Below are 26,076 nucleotides of genomic sequence, written 5' to 3'. Positions count from 1 at the left end.
GCGTGATGCGTGTTGAACCATCTTTTCAAAATGGTTCAACCCTAACCCATCACAAGCCGATTTCGTGCGCAAAAGGCGGATTGGCGCCAGCGCGCGAAACGGTGACTGCCGCCGCCTTTGCACCGAGCGCAAGCGCCTTTCTGATCTGCTCTTCCGTCAGTGACGCCACCTGCGCCTTGGTCAGCAGGCCCTGCATTTTCAGCGACGCAAGAATGCCGGCATCAAAGGTGTCGCCCGCACCGACGGTGTCCACCACCTCCACGCGTTCAGAAGCAACTTCGACCTTCAGGCCGGTCGTATAGCCAACGGCACCTTTCGCACCGCGGGTGACGACGACCAGCTTTGCGCCATGGTGCAGCCAGTGGCGGGCAAGCGTGTCCTCATCCCCTTCCAGACCGAACCAGGCAAGGTCCTCATCCGAGAACTTGACGATATCGGACATGGCGGCCATGCGGCGGATGCGGGCCATATGCGACTGCTTGTCCTTGATGAAGCCGGGGCGGATATTTGGATCGAGCGAGATGACACGGCTTTCTTGCTCACGCGTCATCAGCGCTTCATAGGTGCTGCCGCAGGGTTCGGGGATGAGGCTGATGGCTCCGAAATGCAGCGCTTCGCAATCGGCGCCCAGCGCCGGAAGCTCGGCTTCGGTAATCATCCGGCCGGCGGTGTTCTCGTCATAGAAGGCATAGGTCGCGTGGCCGTCGACCAGCTTTACGAAGGCGATGGTGGTGGGGCGCGAGAGGGTGGCGCAATAGCTGAAATCGACATGGCTCGCCCTCAGGGTTTCCCGCAGGATATCGCCCATCATGTCATCGGAAAGACCGGTGAAAAAGGCGGAGGGAACGCCGAGACGTCCCAGCGCGATGGCCGTGTTGAAGACCGCACCGCCTGCATAAGGGGCAAAACCCGCCTCTCCCAGCGTTGTCTGCCGGGGCAGCATGTCGATCAGGGCTTCACCACAACACAGGATCATTACGGTCCTCCTCAAAACAGCAAATCAAATGGACTTAAATCGATTTAGACGAAGATGGATCGGAAGGCCAGCCACAAGCTGGCCACCCGCATCCGAAATCAAGATTGCGGCAATTCGCTGACACCGCCGCGCTTTGCCGACCAGGGCAGCGGGTTATCGAGGAAGGCTTCAACCTCGGAGAGGGTCTTTTCATCGAACAGTTTTTCAGCCCGGGCAACGGCCAGAACATCGCGCCAGGTCGTCAGGTAATGCAGCTTAACATTGCCGTTGGCAAAGCGTGCTTCCGCCTCCTGGAAGATGCCGTAATAGAAGAGTGCGATGCCGTGATCGACGATGCCGCCCGCCGCACGAATGGCGTCGATAAAGGTAAACATCGAGCCACCTGCGGTCGTCAAATCCTCGATGACGAGAACGCGGGCACCCTCGGGCATATGTCCTTCGATCTGGGCATTGCGGCCATGGCCTTTCGGCTTCTTTCGGCAATAGATCATCGGCAGGCCGAGGCGCTCGGCAAGGAAAGCGGCGAAGGGAATGCCCGCAGTTTCGCCGCCGGCCACACAGTCAAACTTCTCGAAACCGGCCTCACGCAGGACAGCCGCCGCCGCAAAATCCATGGCTGCGGAGCGAATGCGCGGGAAGGAGATGAGCTTGCGCATGTCGATATAGACAGGGCTCTTCATGCCTGACGCGAAGGTATATGGGCTTTCGGAATTAAAATGGACCGCCTTGATTTCCCACAACATTTTCGCAACCAGTTCCGCAACGACGGCGCGATCGGTGAATGTGAAGTGGTTCATAGGCGTTCTCCTTTTAGGCCTTGGTTTCTCGCTCCGAAAACCCGGATCGGTGTTCGGAAAGCACGCGTCTTCGTTCGGTATTTCGTGCGCCAGCCGAGGTGCCGGCGGACCATAACAAAACCGCCGGCAGTGCCGGCGGTCATAAAATCAGTTTACATCCCAATGAAGCGGGAACATCGGATCGAATACGGTCACCGGCCCGGCGCCCGTTTCGATCTTGGCGGGGAATGACACTGGCTCGTCGCGCTTGACCAGCGTGATCGTCTCCTCATTCGGCGCCAGACCATACCAGGCCGGGCCGTTGAGCGAAGCGAAAGCTTCCAGCTTGTCGAGAGCGTTTTCGTCCTCGAAGACATGGGCAAGGCAGCTCATCGTATTGATGGACGTGTAAATGCCCGCGCAACCGCAGGCGCATTCCTTCAGCGGGTCCACGTGCGGAGCGGAATCCGTGCCAAGGAAAAAGCGCGCATCGCCAGAGGTCGCGGCTGCCCGCAGCGCCAGCCTGTGCTCCTCGCGCTTGGCGACGGGCAGGCAGTAATAATGTGGCTTGATGCCGCCAACCAGAATGGCGTTGCGGTTGATGATGAGATGATGCGTGGTGATCGAGCCGGCCAGATTGGCCTTGGAAGACTTGATATAGTCAACGCCATCGCGGGTGGTGATGTGCTCCATCGTCACCTTGAGCTCCGGCAGGCGCTGGCGCAGCGGTTCCAGAACTGTCTCGATGAAGACCTTCTCGCGGTCAAAAATATCAACTTCCGGCGTTGTTACTTCTCCATGCACGCAGAGGGGCAGGCCGATCTTCGCCATGCGCTCCAGAACAGGCATGGCCTTGTTAAAATCGCGCACACCGCCGTGGGAATTGGTTGTGGCACCGGCGGGATAAAGCTTTACGGCGGTAATCAGGCCGCTTTTCTTGCCCTCTTCCACGTCGTCGGCCTGCGTGTCCTCGGTCAGATAGAGCGTCATCAAGGGCTCAAAGCTGTCGCCCGCGGGAATGGCCTTGACGATGCGATCGCGATAGGCGCGGGCATCTGCGGTGGTGACAACCGGCGGCACCAGGTTCGGCATGATGATGGCGCGGGCGAAATGCCGACTCGTATCCCCGATCACCCCTTCCAGCATGGCGCCATCACGAAGATGCAGGTGCCAGTCATCAGGGCGGCGCAGGGTGAGCGACTTCATCGGGATACCTCGGAGCATGATGGAATTGCGCCCGCTTAGCATCTTTTGTCGCGGGAAAACAGCCGCCCGACACGATCAGGCAGCCGTAAATGTCATTTTTTTGAAGCGCGCTTCAGATGTTGCCCGCTTCCGGACCCCAGACGTCGGTCATGGCAAAACCATCGGCCAATGGGTCGAAAGGATCGAGGCCGACCTGATGCAGACCGAAGGTAAAGCCGCGCCCGGCAATCGTGGGAATGACAGCCGGACGGCCCGCCACCTCGGTGACGGCGGAAAGGCCGACATCAAATTCCGAACCGATGATCGAGCGGGATTTATACTCGTCGCCCACCTTCACCTTGCCGCGCGCATAAAGCGTGGCGAGATTGGCGGAATTGCCGGTGCCGCAGGGCGAACGATCCGCCCGGCCCGGCCACATGGTGGTGCAGGTGCGGATGGAGCCGTCGGAGTCCACATCGCGGAACATCACATAGGCCACGCCCGATATGGCGGGGATTTCTGGATGCACAACGGTCATTTCGCGGTTGACCAGGTCCTTCAGGATCATGCCCGCAGAGACCAGCTTCGCGGCATTGGCTTTTTCGATCGTTAGACCAATCTGACGCACATCCACCAGCGCATAAAAAATGCCGCCATAGGAGATGTCCATCGTCACCTTGCCCCATTGGGGTGTGTCGATGCTGACATCAAGCGCATGCACGAAAGACGGCACCATGGTCAACTTGACCTTTTCGCAGCGCCCGTCGCGGCAGGTGGCCGTTGCCTTCACCAGACCGGCCGCCGTTTCCAGAATGATGACGGTTTCCGGTTCGTGCATCTCCACCATGCCGCTTTCCAGAAGTGCCGTCGTCGCGCATATGGAATTCGATCCGGAGCTGGCATGCGCCTGGTCCGGCTGAAGGATGACAAAGGCGGCGTGCGCATCCGGATGCTTCGGCGGCAGAAGCAGATTGACCGAGCCCATGGGCGTGCCGCGCGGCTCCAGCGTCAGGAAGCGACGAAGCGCCTCTCCCTTTGGGTCGGTATTCATCCAGTGAAGCTGTTCAGCCACCGTATTACCGGGAATTTTCGGCGCGCCGCCGGTGACGACACGGCCGATTTCGCCTTCGCAATGAACATCGAGAAGCTGAAGGGTGCGTTTCCAACGCATGGGGTCTTACTCCGAAAAGGGTTGTCGACCGACCATACAGATAAAAATACAAGCTGTATACAAATCTGCGACGCTCTGTGACAAAAAGCGCCTAGCGTTCCCGCTGCCCCTAACGCATCGCAGTTTAGCGATTGCGGCATTCCGCCCGGTTTCGATTGGCAGCGGCATCGCAGTTGATCCTTGACGACTGAAGCGCCTGATCGTCCACCACGGAGCCGGCCGTATCACCCACCGATCCCACGGTATTTTCCACCGAGCGGCCAAGCCGCTCCACCTGCCTGCCGTAGTTTTCCCGCGTGCGGGGATCGAACACAGCAATTGGCGCGCTGACCACAACGCTCGCTGCTGTTCCCACCGTCTGCGCGGCACCGATGCTGACGGCGCCCAAGGCTTCGCCCAGGCCGACATCGGAATCCGTCACGGTCTGGCCCGCGATGAGGCGGTCGCCGATCAGACGCACGACCTCCGGGCTTTCGGCAAACTTGCCGTGGTTCAGGCGGTCACCCGATTGCAGCTTCGTCAAATCGAGAACCGTGATACCGGCCTTCTCCAGCTGGCTGCTGTAAGGCTCAACGGAAGGATCGATCTGGCCAAGACGGTCAACATTGCCGGAAATGCGGCGCGACAGGCTGAGCGCGCGGTCATCCTGCGAAACGAAGAGCGTGAATTTCGGTGGTGTCTTGCCGAGGCTTGCGAACTGGCGGCTGAAGACATCCACGTCGAGATCAGGTGCTGCCAGAATGACGTTGCCGATCTTCGGATCGACGCGGCCATTGCGGATGGCCATCTGCCGCAACGCCTCCACCGCAAGCCAGGTGCCCATGGAGTGCGCCATGACCGTGACTTCACGGATGGATTTGTCTTTCGCCAGTCGCGTCAGCATCTCTTCCAGCGCGTCACGGGAATAGTTGGTGCTTTCCTTGTCGTAATTATAGTCGAAGATGCTGGCGCGTGACGGCCAGGTGAAGACGACGGGCACGACATCGGTTCTGGAATCATGGACGATCTGGGCAAATCGATAGACGGATTCCTCGTAGCGGTTGTTGAAACCATGCACGAAGACCAGCACGCGGCGGTCCTTTTCAATATGCCGGCCGATCCAGCTTCGCGTCTCGGCTTCGGAGCGGATGGGCTCGACCGCAACGGTAGTGAAATCCTTCAGCGGATTGGGCGGCAGCTTCTTCGGCCACTGCACCTGTCCGACCTTGCGGTTGGCATCCGGCGGTATCGAGACGGTGACCGCGTCGACCTTCAGCCCCGTACCCCGCTCGCCGCCGAAAAGAACCGCAGGATTGTCAGACGGCGCGCGTGTCGTCGCGACAAGGAGATTCACCGGCGTCGTACCGGCCACTGTTTGTCCCGTTGGCGTCATCACTCCGATCGGCCGCCCGCCGCAACCGGCAAGCAGGGCAACAATCGCGATCATGGCGACGAAGCGAATGGGCATTACATCACTCTCCTGCAACCCTGAGGCAGCCGGGTCGCTGCCGAGAGAGAGGATTTTCTACCGGAGGCGGAACTGACGCGCCAGCAACCACAGCGAAGTGGCGGATGATTTCCATCCCGGTGTGTCCAAACGGACCCAATTTCGCGTGGGCGCGTCCGATACCTCAGGCTGGATTCCTCATCCGCCGCTATTTCTGCGGCAGCATGGTGCCCCTTTCACGCAGGGCGCCATGCCACGAAAGCGCTTCTTCGATGAGATGCGGCGTGTGCCCTCCCCGCGAGACTGCCCGCTGGAAATAGTCCGTTAGCGCATCACGATAGGCCGGATGCACGCAGTTCTCGATGATGACCGCCGCGCGTTCACGAGGCGCAAGGCCACGAAGGTCGGCAAGGCCCGTCTCGGTCACGAGGATATCGACATCATGTTCGGTGTGATCGACATGGCTGACCATGGGAACGACGCTCGATATGGCGCCGCCTTTGGCGATAGACTTGGTGACAAAGATGGACATATAGGCATTTCGGGCAAAATCCCCCGAGCCGCCGATGCCGTTCATCATATGCGTTCCCCCGACATGGGTCGAATTGACGTTTCCGTAAATATCGAATTCCAGCGCCGTGTTGATGCCGATGATACCGAGGCGACGGATAACTTCGGGATGATTGCTGACCTCCTGCGGGCGCAGAATGAGCCTGCTTTTATATTCGGCCAGACGCGGCATGACCCGCTCGTTCATGGCGGAGGACAAGGTGATCGACGAACCCGACGCGAAAGTCAGCTTGCCCGCATCGAAAAGTTCGAATGTGGAGTCCTGCAGGACCTCCGAATACATTTTGAGATCGTGAAACGGCGTATCAATGAAACCGTGCATCACAGCATTGGCGATCGTGCCGATGCCGGCCTGAAGCGGCTGAAGTTCGTGGGTCATACGGCCTTGACGCACCTCGTTCAGCAGGAATTCAGTGAGGTGGCCGGCAATGGCCCTGGTTTCATCATCCGGCGGCAGCACTGTCGAGAAGCTGTCGCTCTTGTCACTCAGGACAATAGCGGCGATTTTTTCCGGCGGCACCGGAATGAAGGGTAGTCCGACACGGCTATCCGTCGCCACCACCGGGATGGGCATGCGGGTTGGACGTTTTGCGGGAATGAAGATGTCGTGCAGCCCCTCCAGCACCTCGGGCTGCGACAGGTTGATCTCGACGATCACCTTATCGGCTAGGATGGCGAAACTCGCGGAATTGCCAACGGAGGTGGTGGGCACGATGCCACCTTCAGCCGTGATCGCCACGGCTTCAACGATGGCGATATCGACGCCGTGAATCTGACCGCCGCGCAATTGCTCGACGGTCTCGGAGAGATGCTGGTCAATGAACATGACCTTGCCGTCATTGATCGCCTTGCGCAAAGCCGGATCGGACTGGAACGGCATGCGACGCGCCAGCATGCCCGCCTCGACCATGGTCTTGTCGAGATCATTGCCCAGCGATGCCCCCGTCATCAGGGTGATTTTCATGGGATGCAGCTTGGCACGCTCCGCCAGCGCCAGCGGCACCGCCTTCGCCTCCCCGGCACGCGTGAAGCCGCTCATGCCCACAGTCATGCCATCCCTAATGAGACTGGCGGCCTCTTCGGCACTGACGATCCGGTTCAAAAGGGACGCGTTGCGAATACGCTTTTCGAGCATGCACTTCTCCATGATCTGCAATCACGATGGCACGGCATTCGGCTGGCCACCTATTCGGCGACTATGGCGTGCAGTTTCATCGATGAAACTGACATAGATCAAGGGCAAGAAGGGAACCATCACTTCTGCGTATCAAATCCCGTTCAGCGACAGTAAGTGACGCATCGGCGCGACAGGCTGGCAGGCCCTCACACCATGCCGGCCCTGCGATCGGCAGGAGACTTCCGTTACGCCGTGATCGGCGAGGAGTGACGAGGCCTTGTTCGCGTCATCGCAGTGAGGAAAAAGCAACTCGTCAGGGGCCTTCGCAGACAGGCGCCCGCCCAAGCACGACCTGCCCCACTTCCACATCATAGGCACGCAGGCCGAACGCGCCGAGGCTTATGACCCGGTAACAGGGATTGCCGCCCGTCCACAGGGGATCGACAACGTCGATATCGGTGATAAAGCGATGCGCGCAGGCCTGACCGGAACTATAAGCGATGCCTTCGGCCGTCGTGCCTGCCATCGGCACATGGATATGGCCAAAGATGATGTGACGCACACCGGCCGGGTGAGCGACGAGCCGGCGCATGACAGCCCCGTCATCATGCATGCCGATATGTTCAAAATGGCGGATGCCACAATCCATCGGCGGGTGGTGAATGAAAACCGTCACGGGCAACTCGCCGGCGCTTTCCAGCGCGCTCTCCAGCCATGCCAGACGATCCTCACCATACATGCCGCCTATGACATCGGCTTCATGGCTGTCCAGAAACAGCAAACGACCAAAATCGGTGTCGATAAAGGACTGGATGTAACCGTTATCGTCGCGCGGCTGTTCGGGAAAGGCGGCCACGAATTCCGGGCGGCGATCGTGATTGCCGAGCATCAGCCGCACCGGCATGGAGGCCGACGCGAGGATGCCGCGGAGCAGCTCGTAGGCTTCCGGCTCACCGTAATTGCAAAGATCGCCCGTCATGACAAGAAGATCGGCGTCGGCGTGTTTTTCAACGATATCAGCGATTGCCGCGCGCAGCTGCTTTTCCGGGTCGACGCCATTTATGGCGACGCCGGGCAGCAGAAGATGGGTATCAGTGATCTGGATAATCTTCATTTGGGGCTTCCTGCGCAAAATGGCTGCGGGAACGGATTTCCCGCAGCCTCTCGATGGTGCTGATTATTTCAGCAGGGCGCTGGTCTGCTCGACGATCTGCTTGAGGCCGGCTTCCGGCGTCACCTCACCGCGCATGACGGTGCCGATGATATCGCGCTGGGTGCGCCAGATGCGGACGGAATCGCCGCCGGGGTAACCGGCCCAGGGCAGAGAACGGTCAGCCTGAAGCGAAGCGGTTTTCACATTCGGGTTCTCGACGTAATAAGGAGCGAGGAAGTCCGGGCCGGTTGCCAGCTTGTTGGTCGGCAGGTAACCGGTGATGCGAACGATGGTGTTCTGCGCTTCCGGACCGGTGATCCACTTCAGGTATTTCCAGGCAGCATCCTGCTTGGCCTTGTCCTGCGTCAGGATAACGGCAGAGTTACCGCCGGTCGGAACGCCGCCCTTTTCCTTGTTGTCCAGCGGGAAGGTCGCCGTCTTCAGCTTGAAGCGATCGCCAACCAGGCCCTGGATCGTCTGAACGTGAGCGGGCGTCGAGAAGATGAAGCCGGTGAGGCCTGCACCGAACTGCTGGCGCGACTGGTCCCAATCGAGCAGGTTCTGGCCACCTTCGGTGACGAACTGGCGGGTCATCTTCAGGGCGTTGAGGCCGATCTCGTTGTCGAAGGCAACGGTCTTGGTCTTCTCGTCAACGAGCTTGCCGCCCTGTTCGACGATGAGCGCCTGCCACAGCCAGTCATCCGGCCAGCCGTTGATATCGTAGCTCATGCCAGCAAACTTGGGGTCGAGAGCCTTGATCTTCTTGGCAAGAGCGATGAGCTCCGCAAAGGTCGTCGGCATCTTGTCCGGGTCGCCGCCGGCCTTGGTGACGAGGTCCGAGTTGATGTAGATGATCGGCGAGGAAGCGTTGACCGGCAGACCATACTGCTTGCCGTCGATCTGGCCGAGTGCCGCCATCTTCGGGCTGTAGTTCTTGTCGAGGAAAGCCTGACCGCCTTCGGCCTGAATGAACGGGCCGAGATCGGTGATCTGGTTGCGCGGTGCGAGCGTGTGCACCAGTTCCGCCGTCAGATTGTAGCCCGAGAAATAAACGTCGGGCAGATTACCGGTAACGGCAGAGCGCAGAACCTGCTGCTGGCCTTCGTTATAACCGGCAGCCGGAGCGAGAAAGTTTATCTTCACGTCCGGGTTCTTCTTCATGAATTCATCGGCCAGCGGCTGATGGAATTTCGTGAAGCCCGGCAGGTTGTAGAGAACATTGAGCGTGATTTCGTTGGCGAAAACCGGCTGAGCGAGGCCCGCAAAAGCCATGCCAAGGGCCAGACCGCCCATCACAGCGCGTCGGTTTAGTTTCATGTCAGTCTCCAGAGAGGTTGGGAGGAGGAAGTCTGAACGGCGTCACTTGACGCCGGTCATGGTAATACCGGCGATGAAATGCCGCCGTGCCAGGAGGAAGCACAGCACCATCGGCGCGGTAATCAGTGTCGCGCCCGCCATCAGCGCGCCGTAATTTGCGCCGGATTCAACATCGGCGAAAAACATCATGCCAAGCGGCGGTGGCGCGAGATTGGTGTCAGAGATAACAATCATCGGCCAATAAAGGTCGTTCCAGTGGGCGACGAGCGAAAAGACCGAGAAGGCGGCGAGTGAAGGCAGCGAACCACGCAGCACAAGCCCCCAGCAGATCTCCATTTCAGAGAAGCCGTCCATGCGTGCCGCTTCGATGATTTCATCCGGATAGCTGCGGAAGGACTGATTGAACAGGAAGATGGCGAAGACGGAGAGAAAGAAGGGCATCATCATCGCGAAATAGGTGTTCAGCAGCTCCGTCTTTGCCAGACCGACGAAAAGCGGCAGGGCAAGGGCCTGGATGGGGACGCAGAGCGCGGCGACGACCAGGCCAAGAAGCAGCTTGCGGCCCGGGAACCGCAGTTTCGCCAGAGCGTAGGCCGCCGGCACAGATGTCAGTATCTGGACGACAAGAATACCGAAGCAGACGATGACGCCATTGAGCATGAAGCGTGCCATGGGCACTTGCCCGGCTGCACGGGTGTAATTATCGGCCGCGTCGAATTTCTCCGGGATCGGCCAGAGCGAAACGTTGAATATTTCCGCCGGCGAACGGATTGACGTCAGCACCATCCAGTAGAACGGCAGGAACATCAGGAAAGCGCCGAGCGCCAACACAAGATGCGGAAGATATTTGCGGAGTGCGGCCATCAATAATGCACCTTCCGGTCCATATGCAGCGTCTGGCCGATCGAAAGCACCAGTACGATTGCGAGGAAGATCACCGTCAGCGCGGCGGCATAACCGGTGTTGGAATACTCAAAACCTTCGAGATAGAGATCGAACAGCAACGTCTCCGATCCGAAACGGCCCTTGGTCAGCACTGCCACCGTCTCGAACACCTTGAAGGCCGAGATGGAGGTGGTGACCACAACGAACATGGTCGTCGGTCCGAGCATCGGCCATGTCACCGTCAGGAAGCGGTCCACCGGGTTCTTCGCGCCATCGAGACGCGCCGCCTCGTGCAAATCCTTCGAAATGGCGGTGAGACCGGCAAGGAACAGCACCATGTTGAAGCCGAGTATCTGCCAGACGCCCATCAGCGCCATGGTAGGGATAAGGAGAACGGGGTTGGAGAGGAAAGCGACGGGCTCGAAGCCCATCCACTTGATCGCCGCATTCACCGGGCCGAGCGATGGATGGAGCAGGAATTGCCAAACGGTCGCCATGGCCACCAGCGTTGCGGTGACCGGAAGGAAGTAAGCTACTTCCCAGAAGGCGCGGCTGCGCTTGCGATTATAGACAAGCAAGGCTACGCCGAGCGCCAGAAACACGCCGAAGGGAATGACGATGGCAGCGTAGATGGCCGTATTCGTCAAGGCACGCAGGAAAACCGGATCCTGAAACGCCTTGACGAAATTTCCCAGTCCCACAAAGCGCGTGGACAGCGCGCCAAGCTGATAATCCGTGACGGAAAACCCGGCGAGAACGAGCATCGGCACGATATAGATTGCCAGAAGCAGCAAGCTTGCGGGTGCCGCAAAGATCAGGCCGCGCCGGATCATCCGCCGGTCGGCCTTTGAAAGCCGCGGGCGAGCGCTGGCACGCGCCGCGCCAGAAAAATCAACCGCCGTCATGCCGGCACCTGCTCGCGAACGGTCACCTTGCGGCGGAGACCGTCGGCGGCGAAAAGATGCGCGCGCTCCGGCACAAAACCGAGGGTCATGACGCCATTCGCATCAGCGCCAAGCGTTTCGCCGGCACCCTGTCGCAGGGTTATGGCCACCGTCTCATCACTTAAAAGACGGCAACTCACGAAGCGGTCTGCGCCATGGGTTTCGCTGCGGACCACACGCACGGCCAAACCTTCCGCGCCGGGACGCAGATCCTCTGCGCGAAGACCAAGCGTTGCGGGACCGGCGTCGCGGCCCGCGGCTTCGAGACCAAGATCCCGGGCGAAAGCCGTCACCTTGCCGCTGGCGGCGATTTCGACCGGCAGCAGATTGATGGAGGGCGTGCCGATGAAGCGCGCGACGGTGAGCGTGGCGGGCTTGCGGTAGAGTTCATCCGGCGTGCCAAGCTGCTCGATACGACCTTCAGACATCAACGCGATACGGTCGGACATCGTCATGGCTTCGATCTGGTCATGGGTGACATAGATGAAAGTCGCGCCGAGCCGCCGGTGCAGGCCTGCCAGCTCTTCGCGCATGTGGGCGCGAAGCTTCGCATCAAGATTGGAGAGCGGTTCGTCCATGAGGAAGGCGGCCGGCGAACGCACCAGTGCCCGGGCAAGCGCAACACGCTGACGCTGGCCGCCGGAAAGCTGCGCCGGCTTGCGATCCAGCAGATGCGCGATCTGCAGCGTCTCGGCCGCCTGCTCGACGGCTGCTTCGATCTCTCTCACCGTTTCGGCCGGGGCCGCAAACCGCCCGATCAGCGGTAGCCGCGCGGCAAAGGGCAAACGCCGCATCCTAAGCGGCGTCGCGATGTTCTGGCGCACGCTCATATGCGGATAAAGGGCGTAGGACTGGAACACCATCGCGAGATTACGGTCGCTCGGATCGATCTCGGTCACGTCCTGTCCGCCGATGGACACCGAACCGCGATCCGGCGTTTCGAGTCCCGCTATGATGCGCAGCAGCGTGGACTTGCCACAGCCCGACATGCCCACCAGGGACAAAAACTCTCCGGGGCGGATGGAAAGATCGATCTGTTTCAGAACATCGTCGGCGCCGAAGCCTTTGCCGATGCCCGAAAGTTCAAGTGATTGTGGCGTCATTCTGCGCTCCTTTTCTGAAGCGCATATGCTTATATTGTATGACAATATGACGAAGGTTTGAGGAAAGTTCGATGACACGCGAAAGCCCGGAAATCTCGGACAATCGGAAACCGCGATGAATGGGCCTTTACTCAAAACCACTAATATTGATGGGTATTTCCGCGCTTGTCCGTGAACCGAAAATCGCTGGGGGCGCAGATTTATAATGCGGCGAGAATCACATGCGCCTGAATTTTGCCGGTAACCTCACCGCTGCCATGGCGGGCTTCAATGGCTGCGGTGACGTAATCTGTCGCAGCATCCAGTGTTCCGGGGGCCCTTGCCTCGATTTCCGTGCGCAGAACTGTTCCCTGGCAATAAGCAACCGCCGGAATATGGGGCGAATCGGCCCGACTTTGTGTCGCCACCGTTTCAATCGTCACCCGGGAAAACCCCTCATCCTCCAATTCGCGGCGGATCGCGGCCACATCATGATAACCATGCGGGGTGCGTGCCAGGAAGCGGGGTGGATCATCGGGAAACAGGCGCGCCAACGCGTTTGTCACTTCATCTGCGAAGTGGTTTTCCCCAATGCGATCCCAGACATTGAATAAATAATGCCCGCCGGGCTTCAGCACCCGCTTTGCCTCACGATAGGCCGACGGCCGATCACCGAAGAACATTGCGCCGAACTGACAGAAGACAAGATCAAAGACAGCGCTTGCAAAAGGCAGGAGCTGAGCATCGGCCTGTTGCCATTTTATGCGGTGATCCGGTGCCTGCTGCGACGCGGCGAAGTCGAGCATAGGTTGATTGAGATCGGTCACCACATAGCTGGCGGCAGGCAATAGTCGGGACGTGAGTTCGCGCGTGACGGCGCCGGTTCCTGCAGCGACCTCCAGAATATCAACCGGCATCAAGGCCGCCGCCCGCCGCGCCAGATCAGTGGCGAAAGGTGCGAAAATCAACGGCACCATATAGCGGTCGTAATTTTCCGGAATCGACCCCGCAAATACCTTATCCGCTTCCAGCATGGCTTTCACCCCGAGCCATCTCACGATCGGATGATTTTAACATATATTCGGGATGTGTGGAATTCGTTCGGTCCTGCCGCGTGCCAGAGGGGCCGAGGAATCTGGCGGAACGGACTTGCTCATCCAAGCCGCATACGAGGCTAGAAATATCGCGTGTTTCAATGTTTGTTTTTAAAAAAGGAAATGGCGCACCCGAAGAGATTCGAACTCCTGACCCCCAGATTCGTAGTCTGGTGCTCTATCCAGCTGAGCTACGGGTGCGTGCCGTTCCGGTCGTTTCCGGTGGCGTGGCGATCCTCTAAAACGTCCTCATTCCGATTGCAAGCGATTTTGCTTCGAAATTGTCATTTTTCCGCAGCAATTCAATTATCGCATTGAAAATAAACGACATTCCTAAACGTGCGTTTTCGAGAGCGCGTGAGCCGCATATCATCCAGCGGGTATGAAGGCTGCGCTGGACTATCCGGGTGGGGGCCTTTCAGGCGGTTCTGGCCGCCTGCACCGTCGTGGCGCGATCGGCGATTTCGATGCGGAACTGCGTGCCGGGGCCCGGCTTCTCGACAAGCGCGATGGTGCCGCCGTGGGCCAGCACCAGTTCGCGGGCGATGACCAGGCCGAGCCCTGTGCCGCCGGAACGGGCCGAGCCCCTGAAGGCGGAAAACAGGTTCTCCTTGGCCTTCCGCGGCATACCCGGACCGTTATCGTCGATCACGATGCTGACGACGCTGCCGGCCCTCTGGCCCGAGATTGAAAGATACCTCGGCGCGGCATTGGCGGCATCGGATTGCAGGGCCTGGACGGCATTGCGACACAGATTGTGGATTACCCGGAATAGCTGCTCCGAATCCGCATCCACCGTCAACTCCGCGGGCACGCTGTCGCGGAATTCAATACCGCTGTCCGGCTCCAGCGCCAGGATATCGCGCACGTCCCGCACCAGAAGGCTCAACTGCACCATCTTGCGTTTCGGCGCACCTTCCGTCGCCTGGCCATAGGCCAGAACTTCGCCGGTATAGGCAACGGCACGGTCGATGGTACGCAGCAGTTTCGGCGCGAAGCTTCGCACCATCGGGTCCTTTGCGTCCACCAGACGGTCAGACATCAACTGCGCGGATGAGAGGATGTTGCGCATGTCGTGGTTTATCTTCGAGACGGCGAGGCCGAGATCCACGAGGTTTTTCTGTTGCCGCAGCGTTTTCTGGAGTTCCGTCTGCATATCGGCGAGATGACGCCCGGCGACGGCCAGCTCGTCCGTTCCCTCCTCCGGCACGAAAATCCGCTCCGGGTTGCCAGGATCTTCCGAAAAATTCTGCATGCCGAGCGTCAGCCGGCGTATCGGCCGTATCATGATGCGGTTGATGGAGATGAAAATGAGGCCGGCGGTGATCAGCGACAGAACGATGGAAATGAGGAACACATTGCGGGCATAGGCCAGCATGGCAGCCCTGAGCTTGTTCTCGCCCAGCACCAGTTCGATGATGGTGTCGCTGTCGCCAACGACATCGAAAACGCGGATGACGCGGTTACCGCCGAACAGCAGGGTGGAAAAGGCATCGCGTACTGCGGCCACCTGCGACACATCGGAAAGATCATATTGCTCATCGACGCCGGGCGGGGTTTCCGCAGCCGCCAGCAGCCGCGACGTACCGTCCTTGCGCAGGGCTATCAGTTTTGCCCCTGTCGCCATCAGGGTATCGTTCTGCACACTTCGCGGCAATTCGGCCTGCAGTCCGTCAATCACCGCGCCGGCCGCGGCAGCCGTATTCAGACGATCCCTCAACCAGGACAGGCGCATATTGGCGACGGAAGGCACGAAGATGAGCACTTCCGCGATCATGACAAAAATGACCGTGAGCAACAGCAGCCGCCCGGAAAGACCGGCAGTCAATCCCGGCATGCCGTGCGCCGGATTGTCTTCCGTGCGGTCCAAGCTGTCTACGCCTTTAGAAAACACCGGGCCCTGATCCTGTATGCGCGCCGCCGCTTCGGTTGAACGGCTCGGTTTATATGCACCAACGATAATAGGACCTAACGGATTTTTTTCCAATGCGCTGCGACGCAAGGTTTTCATCGCAATAAAACAAACGCCGCCACAAGGCGGCGTCTGAAGCAAAAAGGCGGCTTAGTTATCAGGCAACCCCGTCAGAATTCCTGCCAGTCCCCCTGCGCCGGCGCTGCGGCTGGCTGAGCGCTAAGTGCCCGGCTGACGCTGTTCATCAATTTGCGCGCCGGAGAAGCCACCGCCGTCGTTCTGTCTGACACTGCAACGGGCCGCATGGGCTGCGCGGCGCGGGCCGGACGCGACGCGGTCTCGGCGCGAAAGTTCCGCTGAACACCATCCGCGCCGACATTGAAGCGGGTCACCAGCGTGACAAGATGGTCCGCCTCGCTGCTGAGCTTATGGGTTGCGGCCGAGGTTTCCTCCACCATGGCGGCATTACGCTGTGTAACCTGATCCATCTGGTTAATGGCGGTATTCACCTCGTGCAGGCCTGTGGACTGTTCCTTCGCCGCGGTAGCTATGGAGTGGATATGCTCGTTGATCGCCAGGACGCGCATTTCGATCTCACTCAAAGCGCTGCCGGTTCTCTGGACCAGTGATACGCCGCGCCCGACTTCCTCACCGGACCTGGTGATCAGCGCCTTGATGTCCTTGGCCGCCGTTGCCGAGCGCTGTGCGAGCTCACGCACTTCCTGAGCGACGACTGCAAAACCCTTGCCTGCCTCGCCGGCCCTGGCCGCTTCCACGCCCGCATTCAGGGCAAGGAGATTGGTCTGGAAGGCGATTTCATCAATAACATTGATGATCTGGCTGATTTCCCGCGACGCATGCTCGATACGGTCCATCGCCGAAATGGCATCGCGTACGACATTGGCGGATTCTTCGGTCTTCTGCTTGATTTCAGCCACCATGGCGCTGGCTTCCTGGGCGCGGTCGGTGGAATTTCGGACGACGGCAGTGATCTCGTCCAGAGCGGCGGATGTTTCCTCGAGCGCCGCGGCCTGCTGTTCCGTTCGCCTGGAAAGATCATCGGCGGCCGAGCGCAATTCGCCGGCATTACCGCTGATACCCTCCGTGCTGCTGCGCACTTCGCGCATTGTTTCCCGCAGCTTGGCCAGCGTCTGGTTGACGTTCGACTGGAGTTCGGCGAACACGCCGCGGAACTCGCCATCCATCTTCTCCGTCAGATCGCCCCGCGCAAGACCTTCGATGACGCGGCTGGTCTCGGAGACACCATTGTCCACGCCGATGAGCAGGGCGTTGATCGTGGCTGCGAAACGGTTGAGGTTGTCGTCGCCATAATCCTTGTTGATACGGCGGCTGAAATCCCCTGCGGCGGCGGCATCGACGACAACGGCCATGCCGGCCTGCAGGTCGTCACTCTTGGCCCGCATGGCGGATTCCTGAGCGTTCATGCGGCGCACTTCGCGGCCATTGGTCTTGAAGACCTCGACGGCCGCGGCCATTTCGCCGATCTCGTCCTTGCGCCCAAGGTAGGGAACTGCCGCATCCAGATTTCCGTCGGCCACCTCGCTCATGACTTGGGATACCCGGCGGATCGGCGCACTCAGTTGACGCGTTCCGATATAGAGGCCGAAAGCAGCTCCCGTCCCCACGCCGGCGACAGTCACCGCGACAATCACCCAGAATATGGCAGTGCTGAAAGCGTCGACCCCCGCCTTGACGACTTCAAGCTCGGCAATGTCGTTTTTCACGATACTGTCGATCTCCGCCTGATAGGCCTTGCGATTAGCGCGGTTTGCTTCGTTGTTGCCCTGCTGGCTCGCCGCCTGCGGCCCGCTTTCCTTAGCCAGCCGGACGGTCTCCAGGCGGAAAGTCCGGAATTCCTTCGAGCGGCCGGCAAGCTTGTCGAAACCAGCCTTCTGTTCCGCCGGCACGAGCGGTGCCCAGCCGGTAATGAGCTTGTCCATGGCGTCGAGGTTCTTGACCATGCCGTCGGCAAAGGGTGCGGCCGCAGCAATGTCCGCCGCTGCATAGATGCCACGCGCCTCCATGACGACTGCCGTTACCAGACGGTTGAGCGCCTCGCCCTTGTAAGCCCGTTCGGCCGCTTGCTCGAAATGGTGCGACCGAACCCAGAATTCGTTGATCGCATAGATGGACAGCCCGCCGATGGTACAGGCAACAAGGCTCATCAGCCCGACAAGTAGATTGATACGACCGCGAATTCTCAATTTCGTTCCCCCAACAAAAACCAGCTGCGCGATGAAAATGGGAAGCTGGCATAACTTTTCGCGTCACAAGATTTATCAATGCGGCCTTAAGAAAGAATTTCAGATTTTATCGATTGCGGATGGGAATCGGCCCTCATCGGCCGTCGACGAGAGAAATCGCGGTGCGTTTTCCGCAAAAGGTGAAGGCCGAAAACCCCTTCGGCAATTGACTTTGCTTGGGCTATGCCCTTATAAGCCGCGCACGCTCGGCCATTGAAAGCTCGCCCAGGCGGGTTTAGCCGTGCAAAAAACGAAACGCTCTTGCAAATAATTGCAAATTCAAGAAGGGCCGCACACCGCGGTATTAAATAAATGTCGAAGCGTACCTACCAACCGTCCAAGCTTGTTCGCAAGCGTCGTCATGGTTTCCGTGCCCGCATGGCTACTGCCGGCGGCCGCAAGGTTCTCGCAGCCCGCCGTGCGCGCGGCCGCGCTCGTCTGTCGGCTTAATTGCCGATCTGTGGCCCGATGAAAGTCGCGGGCACATGAGCGAGACTAAGAAAAGCCCCGGCCGGCTTAAAAACCGGTCGGAGTTTCTTGCCGTTCAGGCAGGTGAAAAACGGCGGGGAAGCACCTTTCTTCTGGAAGTGCTTGATCGGAAATCCCCGGAAACCGAGCCTCGCGTCGGTTTCACCGTAACAAAAAGACAAGGCAACGCGGTCGAGCGAAATCGCATGCGCCGCCGTCTGAAGGAAGCCGTCAGGCTTTCTGCCGGGGTCGCAATGAAGCCCGGTCATGACTATGTGATTGTCGCCCGCAGGGATGTGCTTGATACGGCCTTCCCGAAACTTCAGTCTCTCCTTGCTGAGCGCATTGAAGGAACGGCGAAACCGAAACGGTCCCAGGAGACCCGCTCCAGGAAAGAATGATGGAAAAGAACCGCAATTACTTCATCGCGATAGCCCTTTCGGTTGTCATCGTCCTCGCCTGGCAATTCCTTTACATGAATCCGCGTATCGAGCAGCAGCGCCGCGCCGAAGAGGCCCGCCAGGCGCAGCAGCAGACCACGCAGCAACAGCAGCCGGCGCCGGGCGCCGCACCAGGTGCTGCCGTTGAAGGCGCACCGCCCGCCTCCTCACCGCAGACTGCCGCAACGGCGACCCGCGAAGAGTCGATTGCAAGAACCCAGCGTGTGGCCATCGACACCAATGCCATCGCCGGCTCGATCAATCTCACCGGCGCCCGCTTCGACGACATCCGGCTCAAGGACTACCATGAGACCGTCGATGACTCGAGCCCGATCATCACGCTGTTCTCGCCCGCTGACACCAAGGACGGTTACTTCACCGAGCTCGGTTACGTTGCAGCGCAGGAAGTCGGCGGCGTTCCCGGTCCGACCACCGTCTGGACGCTCGCAAGCGGCGACAAGCTGACGGAAAACACGCCGGTCACCCTCACCTACACCAATTCCAAGGGTGTGATTTTCTCCCGTACGGTTTCGATCGACGAGCATTACATGATCTCGGTCGCCGACAAGGTTGAGAACCCCGGCCAGGCGGCCATCTCCTTCGCCACCTATGGCCGCGTGACGCGTAACAACAAGCCCGCAGTTCCCCCGGTCTTCGTCATCCATGAAGGTTTTCTCGGCGTTTCGGGCAAAGATGGTAGCCTGACGGAAGAAAAGTACAAGGACGTCGAAGAAGCACCGGTAACGGTTGCCAAGGCGACCGGCGGCTGGCTCGGCATCACTGACAAATATTGGGCTGCGGCCATCGTTCCGCCCCAGACGACGCCATTCGAAACCCGTTATTCGCACATCACCGGCAATCAGCCGAGCTATCAAGCAGATTTCAAGAGCGACCCGATGACGGTCGAGCCCGGCCAGTCGATCGAGCTGAAGAGCCTTGTTTTCGCTGGCGCCAAGGAAGTGCCGCTGGTTGACCGTTACGAGACGACCTACGCAATTCCGAAGTTCGACCTTCTGATCGACTGGGGCTGGTTCTACTTCATCACCAAGCCGATGTTCAAAATGATGGATTTCTTCTTCCGTTATTTTGGTAACTTCGGCGTAGCGATCCTGCTTACCACCATCGTCGTCAAGGCCCTCTTCTTCCCGCTCGCCAGCAAGCAATATGCTTCCATGGCGAACATGAAGCGCGTGCAGCCAAAGATGGAAGAGCTGAAGGCCAAGCACGGCGATGACCGCATGGCCATGCAGCAGGCGATGATGCAGCTCTACAAGGAAGAAAAGATCAATCCTGTTGCCGGCTGCTGGCCGATGCTGCTGCAGATCCCGGTCTTCTTCGCGCTCTACAAGGTCATCTACGTCACCATCGAAATGCGGCACGCGCCGTTCTTCGGCTGGATCCACGACCTTTCCGCGCCGGACCCGACATCGCTGTTCAACCTCTTCGGCCTTCTGCCTTACGATGTGCCGCACTTCCTGATGATCGGTGTCTGGCCGCTTGTCATGGGCATCACCATGTTCCTGCAGATGCGCATGAACCCGACGCCGCCCGATCCGACACAAGCGATGATCTTCAACTGGATGCCGCTGATCTTCACCTTCATGCTGGCCTCCTTCCCGGCCGGTCTGGTCATCTACTGGGCATGGAACAATACGCTCTCCATCACCCAGCAGGCGGTCATCATGAAGCGCCAGGGCGCCAAGATCGAGCTGTTCGATAACATCAAAGGGCTGTTCAAGCGAAAGCCGGTGCAATCGAAATGAGTGAAACCGGCGCGGCAACCGAAAAGCCACTATTCGGACGACCCTGGATTTTCATTCGCGGCGTCCCCGCGATGAAATTCCTGCCGCCTGAAGGGCCGCCGGAAATTGCCTTCGCCGGTCGTTCGAATGTCGGCAAGTCCTCGCTCATCAATGCGCTGGTGGGCCACAAAGGGCTTGCCCGCACCTCCAACACGCCGGGACGCACCCAGGAACTGAATTATTTCGTTCCCGATGGCTACTCCGGTGCAGAGGGCGATCTTCCGCCGATGGCGTTGGTCGACATGCCCGGTTACGGTTATGCGCAGGCCCCCAAGGATCAGGTCGATGCCTGGACGAAGCTCGTCTTCGATTACCTCCGCGGCCGTGCGACGCTGAAGCGCGTCTACGTGCTGATCGATTCCCGCCACGGCGTGAAAAAGAATGACGAGGAGGTTCTGACCCTCCTCGACAAGGCGGCTGTGTCCTACCAGATCGTGCTGACGAAGACGGACAAGATCAAGGATGCCGGCGTGCCGCGGCTGATTGGCGAAACGCTTGAGAAAATCCGCAAGCGCCCTGCCGCCTATCCGGAAGTTCTCGCCACATCCTCGGAAAAATCAGTCGGGCTGGATAACCTGCGGGCCGAGATCATCAGAACGATCTCTCTTTGAGAGGCGTGCCTCTCAGGCGATGGTGAAAAGCAGAACGGCGGTCCAGAGCATCGCCGTCAAAGCCAGAAGGCGCCAGAAGCGCACGGAATGCCAGATCTCCGAGAGCATGGCTGCGAACATGCTGCCACTCCGCAACGGCTGGCTCCTGAATGGCAGACCGGATCGGCGGGGGTCCCGTTCCAGCAACGCAGCGACGGTCGCATTTTCGCGATATTCGGTTTCCGCCAGATTGTCACGCCAGCGCCTGACCATGGCCGCGAACTGCCTGTCGCGTTTTACGCGCTTGGCAAGCTCCGCCATGCTTTCCGGCGGCAGGGCACCCAGCACATATTCGCCCGCGAGCACTTCGTCCCGCAAACCGCTTTGCTTGTCTCGATCGGGTGCCGTCATGTGTTCAATCACTCCTCGGTCGTTCAGGTGCACCATTTCCACGGCGCGAGACATCTTCATCACCCTGAATTAACCCCTCCCCTTCATCAGCAAGGCTGGTCCCATTGGCCCTTTATGTCAATCTCATTACAGGGCCGGAACAGGCAAAAAAAAGAAATTTGACCGCAGCCGACACAATAAGGCCCGGAGGTTATTTCATCCGTCAAAGACTTGCTTTAGAGCGGTGACAGGCTTCAACGGCCGCAACCACAGACCGAGGTTTTTAGATGACGTCTTCCGAAAGCGAAACTCAGGCGCGGCTGCTCGCACAGGCTCTGCCTTTCATGCAGAAATACGAGAACAAGACCATCGTGGTGAAATATGGCGGCCACGCCATGGGCGATTCCACGCTTGGCAAGGCATTCGCGGAAGACATCGCCTTGTTGAAGCAGTCGGGAATCAACCCCATCGTCGTGCATGGCGGCGGCCCGCAGATCGGCGCCATGCTGAGCAAGATGGGCATTGAGTCAAAATTCGAGGGCGGCCTGCGCGTCACCGACGCCAAGACGGTCGAGATCGTTGAAATGGTTCTGGCCGGCTCGATCAACAAGGAAATCGTCGCCCTTATCAACCAGACGGGCGAATGGGCCATCGGCCTGTGCGGCAAGGATGGCAACATGGTCTTCGCCGAGAAGGCGAAAAAGACCGTGATCGACCCCGACAGCAACATCGAGCGCGTGCTCGACCTCGGCTTCGTCGGCGAAGTCGTGGAAGTCGACCGCACACTGCTCGACCTGCTCGCTAAATCGGAAATGATTCCGGTCATCGCACCGGTCGCCCCTGGCCGCGATGGCGCGACATACAACATCAATGCCGATACCTTCGCCGGCGCGATTGCGGGTGCACTTCACGCTTCGCGTCTGCTGTTCCTCACCGACGTTCCCGGCGTTCTCGACAAGAACAAGGAACTCATCAAGGAGCTCACCGTCTCGCAGGCACGCGCCCTCATCAAGGACGGCACGATTTCCGGCGGCATGATCCCGAAGGTCGAGACCTGCATCGACGCCATCAAGGCTGGTGTTCAGGGCGTGGTGATCCTCAACGGCAAGACGCCGCATTCCGTCCTTCTGGAAATCTTCACCGAAGGCGCCGGCACGCTCATCGTGCCCTGATGTGTCTCAGGGTGGCGGACGGCAAATCTGTCCGCCACATCAGGCATTCACCCAAATGCCAGGAGCGACAGCACACCGACCACAATCAGCAGGCAGCCGGACAGTTCAAGCCGGTTGATCTTCTCCTTGAAGAAAAGCACCGTCGAGGCGAAGGCGAACAGCATCTCCACCTGCGCCAGTGCCTTCACCACGGCGGCCTGCTGCAGGGTCATTGCCGTGAACCAGCCGAACGAGGCCGTGGCACCCACGAAACCGACCGCAAGCGACGGTTTCCACACCCTGGCGATGCGCCGCAATTCTTCCCTCTCCCGCCAGATGATCCACAGGAACATCGATACCGTCTGCATGACGATGACGATGACGAGGGTGAAGCCCGCCTGCATCATCGCATCCGGGGCAGGCAGGCTTGGTGCTAGCGCCAGCGATGCCGACCGATAGGCAACAGACGACAGTCCGAAGAACGCACCCGAGGCGAGGCCGATACCCGCCGTTCGGCTGAAGATCGAGGTGAGGAAGGAAGCGGGCGTTACTTCCGTGCGCGCCACGGAAATCAGCATGACGCCGGCGACCGAAATCGCTATCGCCGCCAATGTACCGCCCGTGACGCTCTCGCCTATGAAAATGAGAGCAAAAAGCGCCGCCTGTGCCGGCTCCGTGCGGGAATAGGCCGTGCCGACAGCGAAATTGCGGAAAGAGAACAGGTGCACCAGCAGGAATGTGGCGGCGATCTGCGCCATGGCCCCGACCGTTGCCCACACGGCGAAGGCCATGTTCGGCACCGGCAGCGGACGGCCAAGCCCAAGATGCAGGAATGCAAGATAAGCGAGAGCGAAGGGCATGCCGAACACGAAGCGCACAAACGTTGCACCCGTGGTGCCCATCATGCCCTTGAGGTGTTTTTGCAAAGTCGAGCGCAGGTTCTGCAAAAACGCGCTTGCGAAAGTAATGCCTATCCAGAGTTCCATGGCTTTGGCGGTATCATGCGCGCGAGGCCGCAGCCAAGCCCGAATTTCTGATCAATCGTCCTCTTTTCGATTTTCTTCCGCATTCGAAACAGGCATAAAGCTGCCCATGGACACAAAGCCGAAAAACCTGCCAGACGCCGCCGATTTCGCCCATGTCAGCGAATGGGTCTTCGATCTCGACAACACGCTCTATCCGCATCACGTCAATCTGTTTTCCCAGATCGACCGCAACATGACGGCCTATGTGGCGGAGCTTCTGAAGCTCGACCCCGACGAAGCGCGCGCCTTGCAGAAGCGTTATTATCACGACCACGGCACGACACTGCAGGGCCTGATGATCCATTACGGCATCAGCCCGGACGAGTTTCTGGAACGCGCCCATGCAATCGACTACTCGGCGCTGAAACCGCATCCGGAACTGGGTGAGGCCATCAAGGCTTTGCCGGGTCGGAAGTTCATCCTCACCAATGGCAGCGTCAAGCATGCGCAGGCTGCCGCCGGAGCGCTCGGCATTCTCGATCAGTTCGAGGATATTTTCGATATCGTCGCCGCGGGTTATTTGCCGAAACCTGCCAGCGCAACCTACGAGAAGTTTGCAGCACTTGCAAAACTCGATACGAAAAAGGCTGCGATGTTCGAGGATTTGCCGCGCAATCTCGCGGCCCCGAAAGCGCTGGGCATGAAGACAGTGCTACTCGTGCCATCAAATCTTGAGGGCGTCATCATGGAACGATGGGAAATCCCTGATGTGACAGATGAGCATATCGACTACGTTACCGACGATCTGACCGGGTTCCTGACAAAAACCATCGCCCGCTGAGTAGCGAACATTACCGAAGCTTCATGCACCTTACGGATGTTTAAGTGGTGGGGCTTGCTGGACGTCACTATCTTTTCTTCAGGGACACCAAAGAAAGGTAATGACGATGACCACACGCAAAATCGCCCTGTCTGCTCTTGGCGCAGCCCTTGTGCTCAGCACGGCCGCAACGGCCAGTTTCGCCGCACCCGGTAAAGGCCATAAGGATCGCATGCCGATCCGCCAGGAGGCTGCCTTCGTTCACCTGCTGAAGGTGGCCGACACGAACAAGGATGGCAAGATTTCCAAGGAGGAATTCACCGCCCGTCAGGATGCCCTGTTCGCTGAGATCGACAAGGACAAGGACGGCTCGATCACGCCAAAGGAAATGCGCGAATATCGTCAGGCAAAGATGGAGGCCTTCCGGGCCGCTCATCCGCGCCCCGAGCGGGAAGAGGCCAGGGCGGATGAAGCCAAAGCCCCTGAGGGCAAGCGTGCCGAGCGTGACCATGGTGGTCGTTTCGGCCATCAGGGCTGGGGCAAGCACGGCGGTAAAGGTGGCGGCTTCGCGCTGATCCGCTGGGCCGATACTGACGAGAACGGCCAGGTCAGCAAGGCCGAATTCGCCGCCGCCGGAGAAAAGATGTTCGAACGACTGGACAACAACAAGGACGGCGTCATCTCCATCGACGACATGCCGGACCGGCCGTTCCTCTAATCCAAAAAAGCAGAAAGCCCGCTCAACCGGCGGGCTTTTTCTTAATGCAGGCTGACGGTTTTAAGATCGTCTTCCGCCGCCTTGAAGAAGGTGCTCGAACGATTGTCTGTCAGGAGAATTGGCGTCCCGTCCGCGCCGAACAATGCCCAAAGGTCCAATTGCGGATCGAGATCGGGCGCCTCCGGGAAACAGCGGCTGACGTCTTCCGCTCGGATCTTGCGGATATATCCCACTTCTCCTTCGCCGATATGGGCGAGCTGGGATTGGGTGAGACGCGCATGCGCTTCTTTCAAAAGCATATTTCAGCCTCCTTCTTCACGCCGAGCGATTCATGTCCGATTCCGGCGTTCATGGTCTACTCTGAGACGGAAATATTAATTTTCTTTACCACGTTTGAAATTTCGGGCCGGACCAGATCGATGGAAAGAAGGCCGTTGCGCAGGCGCGCCTCCCTGACTTGCATGCCATCGGCAAGCACGAAGACCCGCTGGAACTGGCGTGCCGCGATGCCTCGATAGAGAAAATCGCGCTTCTCCTGTTCCTGCTGGCGTCCGCGAATGACGAGCTGATTATCAGCCGTCGTCACGTCGAGATCGTCCTCGGAGAACCCCGCCACGGCAATGGTGATGCGCAGGCGTTCCGGTACGTCATCGCTGCCGGGCAGGCGCTCAATATTGTAGGGAGGATAGCCGTCATTGGCCTTCGCCATGCGCTCCAGCGTCTTTTCCATAGCATCGAAACCCAGCAAAAGCGGGTGGGTGAATGGCGTCATGCGGCTCATATCTGTTCTGTCCTTGTAACCAAGCGACGTTTAGCGGCCCCGCTTCCGGCAACCTCGCCGGTCAATCGCACCGGCCCCT

Annotated in this window: 25 protein-coding genes and 1 tRNA gene; 7 read left to right on the top strand and 19 right to left on the bottom strand. The window is 59.3% G+C overall.

Annotated elements, in window-relative coordinates; all coding sequences use genetic code 11:
* Window positions 1–49 precede the first annotated feature (49 nt).
* The 15 genes from EGT36_RS08300 to EGT36_RS08230 form a co-directional block, all read right to left on the bottom strand.
* A complete protein-coding gene (locus tag EGT36_RS08300; protein WP_037089369.1) occupies window positions 50–976 on the bottom strand; it encodes a carbohydrate kinase family protein in 927 nt (308 codons plus the stop codon).
* Window positions 977–1,074: 98 nt separating this feature from the next.
* Window positions 1,075–1,773 carry an orotate phosphoribosyltransferase gene (locus tag EGT36_RS08295; RefSeq protein WP_004439706.1) on the bottom strand — a complete coding sequence of 233 codons (699 nt, stop codon included), beginning with the start codon at window positions 1,771–1,773 and terminating at the stop codon, window positions 1,075–1,077.
* Window positions 1,774–1,920: 147 nt separating this feature from the next.
* Window positions 1,921–2,958, bottom strand: a complete 1,038-nt coding sequence (gene pyrC, locus EGT36_RS08290; RefSeq protein WP_004439702.1) for a dihydroorotase — start codon at window positions 2,956–2,958, stop codon at window positions 1,921–1,923.
* A gap of 112 nt (window positions 2,959–3,070) precedes the next feature.
* Entirely contained in the window at window positions 3,071–4,108 is a 1,038-nt protein-coding gene (locus EGT36_RS08285; protein WP_004439700.1) for a 4-hydroxyproline epimerase, read from the bottom strand.
* 124 nt (window positions 4,109–4,232) lie between these two features.
* Window positions 4,233–5,555, bottom strand: coding sequence for an alpha/beta hydrolase (locus EGT36_RS08280; RefSeq protein WP_004439698.1), 1,323 nt, complete (start codon window positions 5,553–5,555; stop codon window positions 4,233–4,235).
* 187 nt (window positions 5,556–5,742) lie between these two features.
* Window positions 5,743–7,239 carry a succinyl-CoA:acetate CoA-transferase ScpC gene (scpC, locus tag EGT36_RS08275; protein WP_006698932.1) on the bottom strand — a complete coding sequence of 499 codons (1,497 nt, stop codon included), beginning with the start codon at window positions 7,237–7,239 and terminating at the stop codon, window positions 5,743–5,745.
* A gap of 295 nt (window positions 7,240–7,534) precedes the next feature.
* Entirely contained in the window at window positions 7,535–8,335 is an 801-nt protein-coding gene (locus EGT36_RS08270; protein ID WP_125270236.1) for a phosphodiesterase, read from the bottom strand.
* 63 nt (window positions 8,336–8,398) lie between these two features.
* On the bottom strand, window positions 8,399–9,691 hold the full coding sequence (locus EGT36_RS08265; protein WP_125270235.1) for an ABC transporter substrate-binding protein: 1,293 nt from the start codon (window positions 9,689–9,691) through the stop codon (window positions 8,399–8,401).
* Window positions 9,692–9,733: 42 nt separating this feature from the next.
* Window positions 9,734–10,555 (bottom strand): carbohydrate ABC transporter permease, encoded by an 822-nt coding sequence (locus EGT36_RS08260; RefSeq protein WP_037089375.1) that lies wholly within the window; start codon window positions 10,553–10,555, stop codon window positions 9,734–9,736.
* Window positions 10,555–11,481 (bottom strand): carbohydrate ABC transporter permease, encoded by a 927-nt coding sequence (locus tag EGT36_RS08255; RefSeq protein ID WP_035206712.1) that lies wholly within the window; start codon window positions 11,479–11,481, stop codon window positions 10,555–10,557. Before EGT36_RS08255 ends, EGT36_RS08260 begins: the two co-directional genes overlap by 1 nt.
* Window positions 11,478–12,623 carry an ABC transporter ATP-binding protein gene (locus EGT36_RS08250; protein ID WP_037089377.1) on the bottom strand — a complete coding sequence of 382 codons (1,146 nt, stop codon included), beginning with the start codon at window positions 12,621–12,623 and terminating at the stop codon, window positions 11,478–11,480. Before EGT36_RS08250 ends, EGT36_RS08255 begins: the two co-directional genes overlap by 4 nt.
* A 200-nt stretch (window positions 12,624–12,823) precedes the next feature.
* A complete protein-coding gene (locus tag EGT36_RS08245) occupies window positions 12,824–13,636 on the bottom strand; it encodes a class I SAM-dependent methyltransferase (protein WP_037089378.1) in 813 nt (270 codons plus the stop codon).
* A gap of 184 nt (window positions 13,637–13,820) precedes the next feature.
* Window positions 13,821–13,897, bottom strand: a tRNA-Arg gene (locus EGT36_RS08240).
* 217 nt (window positions 13,898–14,114) lie between these two features.
* Entirely contained in the window at window positions 14,115–15,533 is a 1,419-nt protein-coding gene (locus EGT36_RS08235; RefSeq protein ID WP_006698926.1) for an ATP-binding protein, read from the bottom strand.
* Window positions 15,534–15,778: 245 nt separating this feature from the next.
* Complete coding sequence (locus EGT36_RS08230; RefSeq protein WP_125270234.1) at window positions 15,779–17,833, bottom strand: methyl-accepting chemotaxis protein; 2,055 nt, start codon at window positions 17,831–17,833, stop codon at window positions 15,779–15,781.
* A 351-nt stretch (window positions 17,834–18,184) separates the two neighbouring features.
* On the opposite strand from EGT36_RS08230, the gene rpmH reads away from it, so the two are divergent.
* The 4 genes from rpmH to yihA are packed head-to-tail and all read left to right on the top strand — an operon-like array spanning window position 18,185 to window position 21,193.
* Window positions 18,185–18,322 (top strand): 50S ribosomal protein L34, encoded by a 138-nt coding sequence (gene rpmH / locus EGT36_RS08225; protein WP_003493611.1) that lies wholly within the window; start codon window positions 18,185–18,187, stop codon window positions 18,320–18,322.
* A gap of 35 nt (window positions 18,323–18,357) precedes the next feature.
* Complete coding sequence (gene rnpA / locus EGT36_RS08220; RefSeq protein WP_004439680.1) at window positions 18,358–18,741, top strand: ribonuclease P protein component; 384 nt, start codon at window positions 18,358–18,360, stop codon at window positions 18,739–18,741.
* Complete coding sequence (gene yidC, locus EGT36_RS08215) at window positions 18,741–20,543, top strand: membrane protein insertase YidC (protein ID WP_037089380.1); 1,803 nt, start codon at window positions 18,741–18,743, stop codon at window positions 20,541–20,543. The genes rnpA and yidC overlap by 1 nt, the downstream gene beginning before the upstream one ends.
* Window positions 20,540–21,193, top strand: coding sequence for a ribosome biogenesis GTP-binding protein YihA/YsxC (yihA, locus tag EGT36_RS08210; protein ID WP_004439676.1), 654 nt, complete (start codon window positions 20,540–20,542; stop codon window positions 21,191–21,193). The genes yidC and yihA overlap by 4 nt, the downstream gene beginning before the upstream one ends.
* 12 nt (window positions 21,194–21,205) lie before the next feature.
* Here the strand turns inward: yihA and EGT36_RS08205 are convergent, their stop codons facing one another.
* Complete coding sequence (locus EGT36_RS08205; protein ID WP_022555534.1) at window positions 21,206–21,583, bottom strand: hypothetical protein; 378 nt, start codon at window positions 21,581–21,583, stop codon at window positions 21,206–21,208.
* A gap of 266 nt (window positions 21,584–21,849) precedes the next feature.
* On the opposite strand from EGT36_RS08205, the gene argB reads away from it, so the two are divergent.
* Window positions 21,850–22,734, top strand: a complete 885-nt coding sequence (argB, locus tag EGT36_RS08200) for an acetylglutamate kinase (RefSeq protein ID WP_004439672.1) — start codon at window positions 21,850–21,852, stop codon at window positions 22,732–22,734.
* 47 nt (window positions 22,735–22,781) lie between these two features.
* Here the strand turns inward: argB and EGT36_RS08195 are convergent, their stop codons facing one another.
* Entirely contained in the window at window positions 22,782–23,699 is a 918-nt protein-coding gene (locus tag EGT36_RS08195; protein WP_037089382.1) for an EamA family transporter, read from the bottom strand.
* A 106-nt stretch (window positions 23,700–23,805) separates the two neighbouring features.
* Between EGT36_RS08195 and EGT36_RS08190 the strand changes: the two genes are divergently transcribed.
* Both EGT36_RS08190 and EGT36_RS08185 read left to right on the top strand, forming a co-directional pair.
* The gene (locus EGT36_RS08190; protein WP_004439667.1) at window positions 23,806–24,519 is read left to right on the top strand and encodes a pyrimidine 5'-nucleotidase; all 714 of its coding nucleotides are present in this window, start codon (window positions 23,806–23,808) and stop codon (window positions 24,517–24,519) included.
* 100 nt (window positions 24,520–24,619) lie between these two features.
* Window positions 24,620–25,216: an EF-hand domain-containing protein gene (locus EGT36_RS08185; protein WP_037089384.1), complete on the top strand. Its 597-nt coding sequence runs from the start codon at window positions 24,620–24,622 to the stop codon at window positions 25,214–25,216.
* 41 nt (window positions 25,217–25,257) lie between these two features.
* On the opposite strand, the gene EGT36_RS08180 is transcribed toward EGT36_RS08185, so the two are convergent.
* Complete coding sequence (locus EGT36_RS08180) at window positions 25,258–25,515, bottom strand: BQ00720 family protein (RefSeq protein WP_003503706.1); 258 nt, start codon at window positions 25,513–25,515, stop codon at window positions 25,258–25,260.
* A gap of 56 nt (window positions 25,516–25,571) precedes the next feature.
* Window positions 25,572–25,997, bottom strand: coding sequence for an Hsp20 family protein (locus EGT36_RS08175; RefSeq protein WP_006698921.1), 426 nt, complete (start codon window positions 25,995–25,997; stop codon window positions 25,572–25,574).
* Window positions 25,998–26,076: the final 79 nt, after the last annotated feature.

Origin of the sequence: Agrobacterium sp. FDAARGOS_525, assembly GCF_003938925.1 — a bacterium.
Lineage (GTDB): Bacteria > Pseudomonadota > Alphaproteobacteria > Rhizobiales > Rhizobiaceae > Agrobacterium > Agrobacterium pusense.
Note: the sequence above shows the minus strand (reverse complement) of the source record. Positions and strands in the feature narration are given on the sequence as shown.

Coding starts and splice junctions, on each gene's coding strand:
- yihA (WP_004439676.1), top strand. CDS start 20,540: ATGAGTGAAACCGGCGCGGCAACCGAAAAGCCACTATTCGGACGACCC.
- EGT36_RS08245 (WP_037089378.1), bottom strand. CDS start 13,636: ATGCTGGAAGCGGATAAGGTATTTGCGGGGTCGATTCCGGAAAATTAC.
- rpmH (WP_003493611.1), top strand. CDS start 18,185: ATGTCGAAGCGTACCTACCAACCGTCCAAGCTTGTTCGCAAGCGTCGT.
- EGT36_RS08250 (WP_037089377.1), bottom strand. CDS start 12,623: ATGACGCCACAATCACTTGAACTTTCGGGCATCGGCAAAGGCTTCGGC.
- yidC (WP_037089380.1), top strand. CDS start 18,741: ATGGAAAAGAACCGCAATTACTTCATCGCGATAGCCCTTTCGGTTGTC.
- EGT36_RS08300 (WP_037089369.1), bottom strand. CDS start 976: ATGATCCTGTGTTGTGGTGAAGCCCTGATCGACATGCTGCCCCGGCAG.
- EGT36_RS08260 (WP_037089375.1), bottom strand. CDS start 10,555: ATGGCCGCACTCCGCAAATATCTTCCGCATCTTGTGTTGGCGCTCGGC.
- EGT36_RS08265 (WP_125270235.1), bottom strand. CDS start 9,691: ATGAAACTAAACCGACGCGCTGTGATGGGCGGTCTGGCCCTTGGCATG.
- EGT36_RS08280 (WP_004439698.1), bottom strand. CDS start 5,555: ATGCCCATTCGCTTCGTCGCCATGATCGCGATTGTTGCCCTGCTTGCC.
- EGT36_RS08255 (WP_035206712.1), bottom strand. CDS start 11,481: ATGACGGCGGTTGATTTTTCTGGCGCGGCGCGTGCCAGCGCTCGCCCG.
- argB (WP_004439672.1), top strand. CDS start 21,850: ATGACGTCTTCCGAAAGCGAAACTCAGGCGCGGCTGCTCGCACAGGCT.
- EGT36_RS08185 (WP_037089384.1), top strand. CDS start 24,620: ATGACGATGACCACACGCAAAATCGCCCTGTCTGCTCTTGGCGCAGCC.
- EGT36_RS08295 (WP_004439706.1), bottom strand. CDS start 1,773: ATGAACCACTTCACATTCACCGATCGCGCCGTCGTTGCGGAACTGGTT.
- EGT36_RS08190 (WP_004439667.1), top strand. CDS start 23,806: ATGGACACAAAGCCGAAAAACCTGCCAGACGCCGCCGATTTCGCCCAT.
- rnpA (WP_004439680.1), top strand. CDS start 18,358: ATGAGCGAGACTAAGAAAAGCCCCGGCCGGCTTAAAAACCGGTCGGAG.
- EGT36_RS08195 (WP_037089382.1), bottom strand. CDS start 23,699: ATGGAACTCTGGATAGGCATTACTTTCGCAAGCGCGTTTTTGCAGAAC.
- EGT36_RS08235 (WP_006698926.1), bottom strand. CDS start 15,533: ATGCCGGGATTGACTGCCGGTCTTTCCGGGCGGCTGCTGTTGCTCACG.
- pyrC (WP_004439702.1), bottom strand. CDS start 2,958: ATGAAGTCGCTCACCCTGCGCCGCCCTGATGACTGGCACCTGCATCTT.
- EGT36_RS08175 (WP_006698921.1), bottom strand. CDS start 25,997: ATGAGCCGCATGACGCCATTCACCCACCCGCTTTTGCTGGGTTTCGAT.
- EGT36_RS08180 (WP_003503706.1), bottom strand. CDS start 25,515: ATGCTTTTGAAAGAAGCGCATGCGCGTCTCACCCAATCCCAGCTCGCC.
- EGT36_RS08285 (WP_004439700.1), bottom strand. CDS start 4,108: ATGCGTTGGAAACGCACCCTTCAGCTTCTCGATGTTCATTGCGAAGGC.
- EGT36_RS08270 (WP_125270236.1), bottom strand. CDS start 8,335: ATGAAGATTATCCAGATCACTGATACCCATCTTCTGCTGCCCGGCGTC.
- EGT36_RS08205 (WP_022555534.1), bottom strand. CDS start 21,583: ATGACGGCACCCGATCGAGACAAGCAAAGCGGTTTGCGGGACGAAGTG.
- scpC (WP_006698932.1), bottom strand. CDS start 7,239: ATGCTCGAAAAGCGTATTCGCAACGCGTCCCTTTTGAACCGGATCGTC.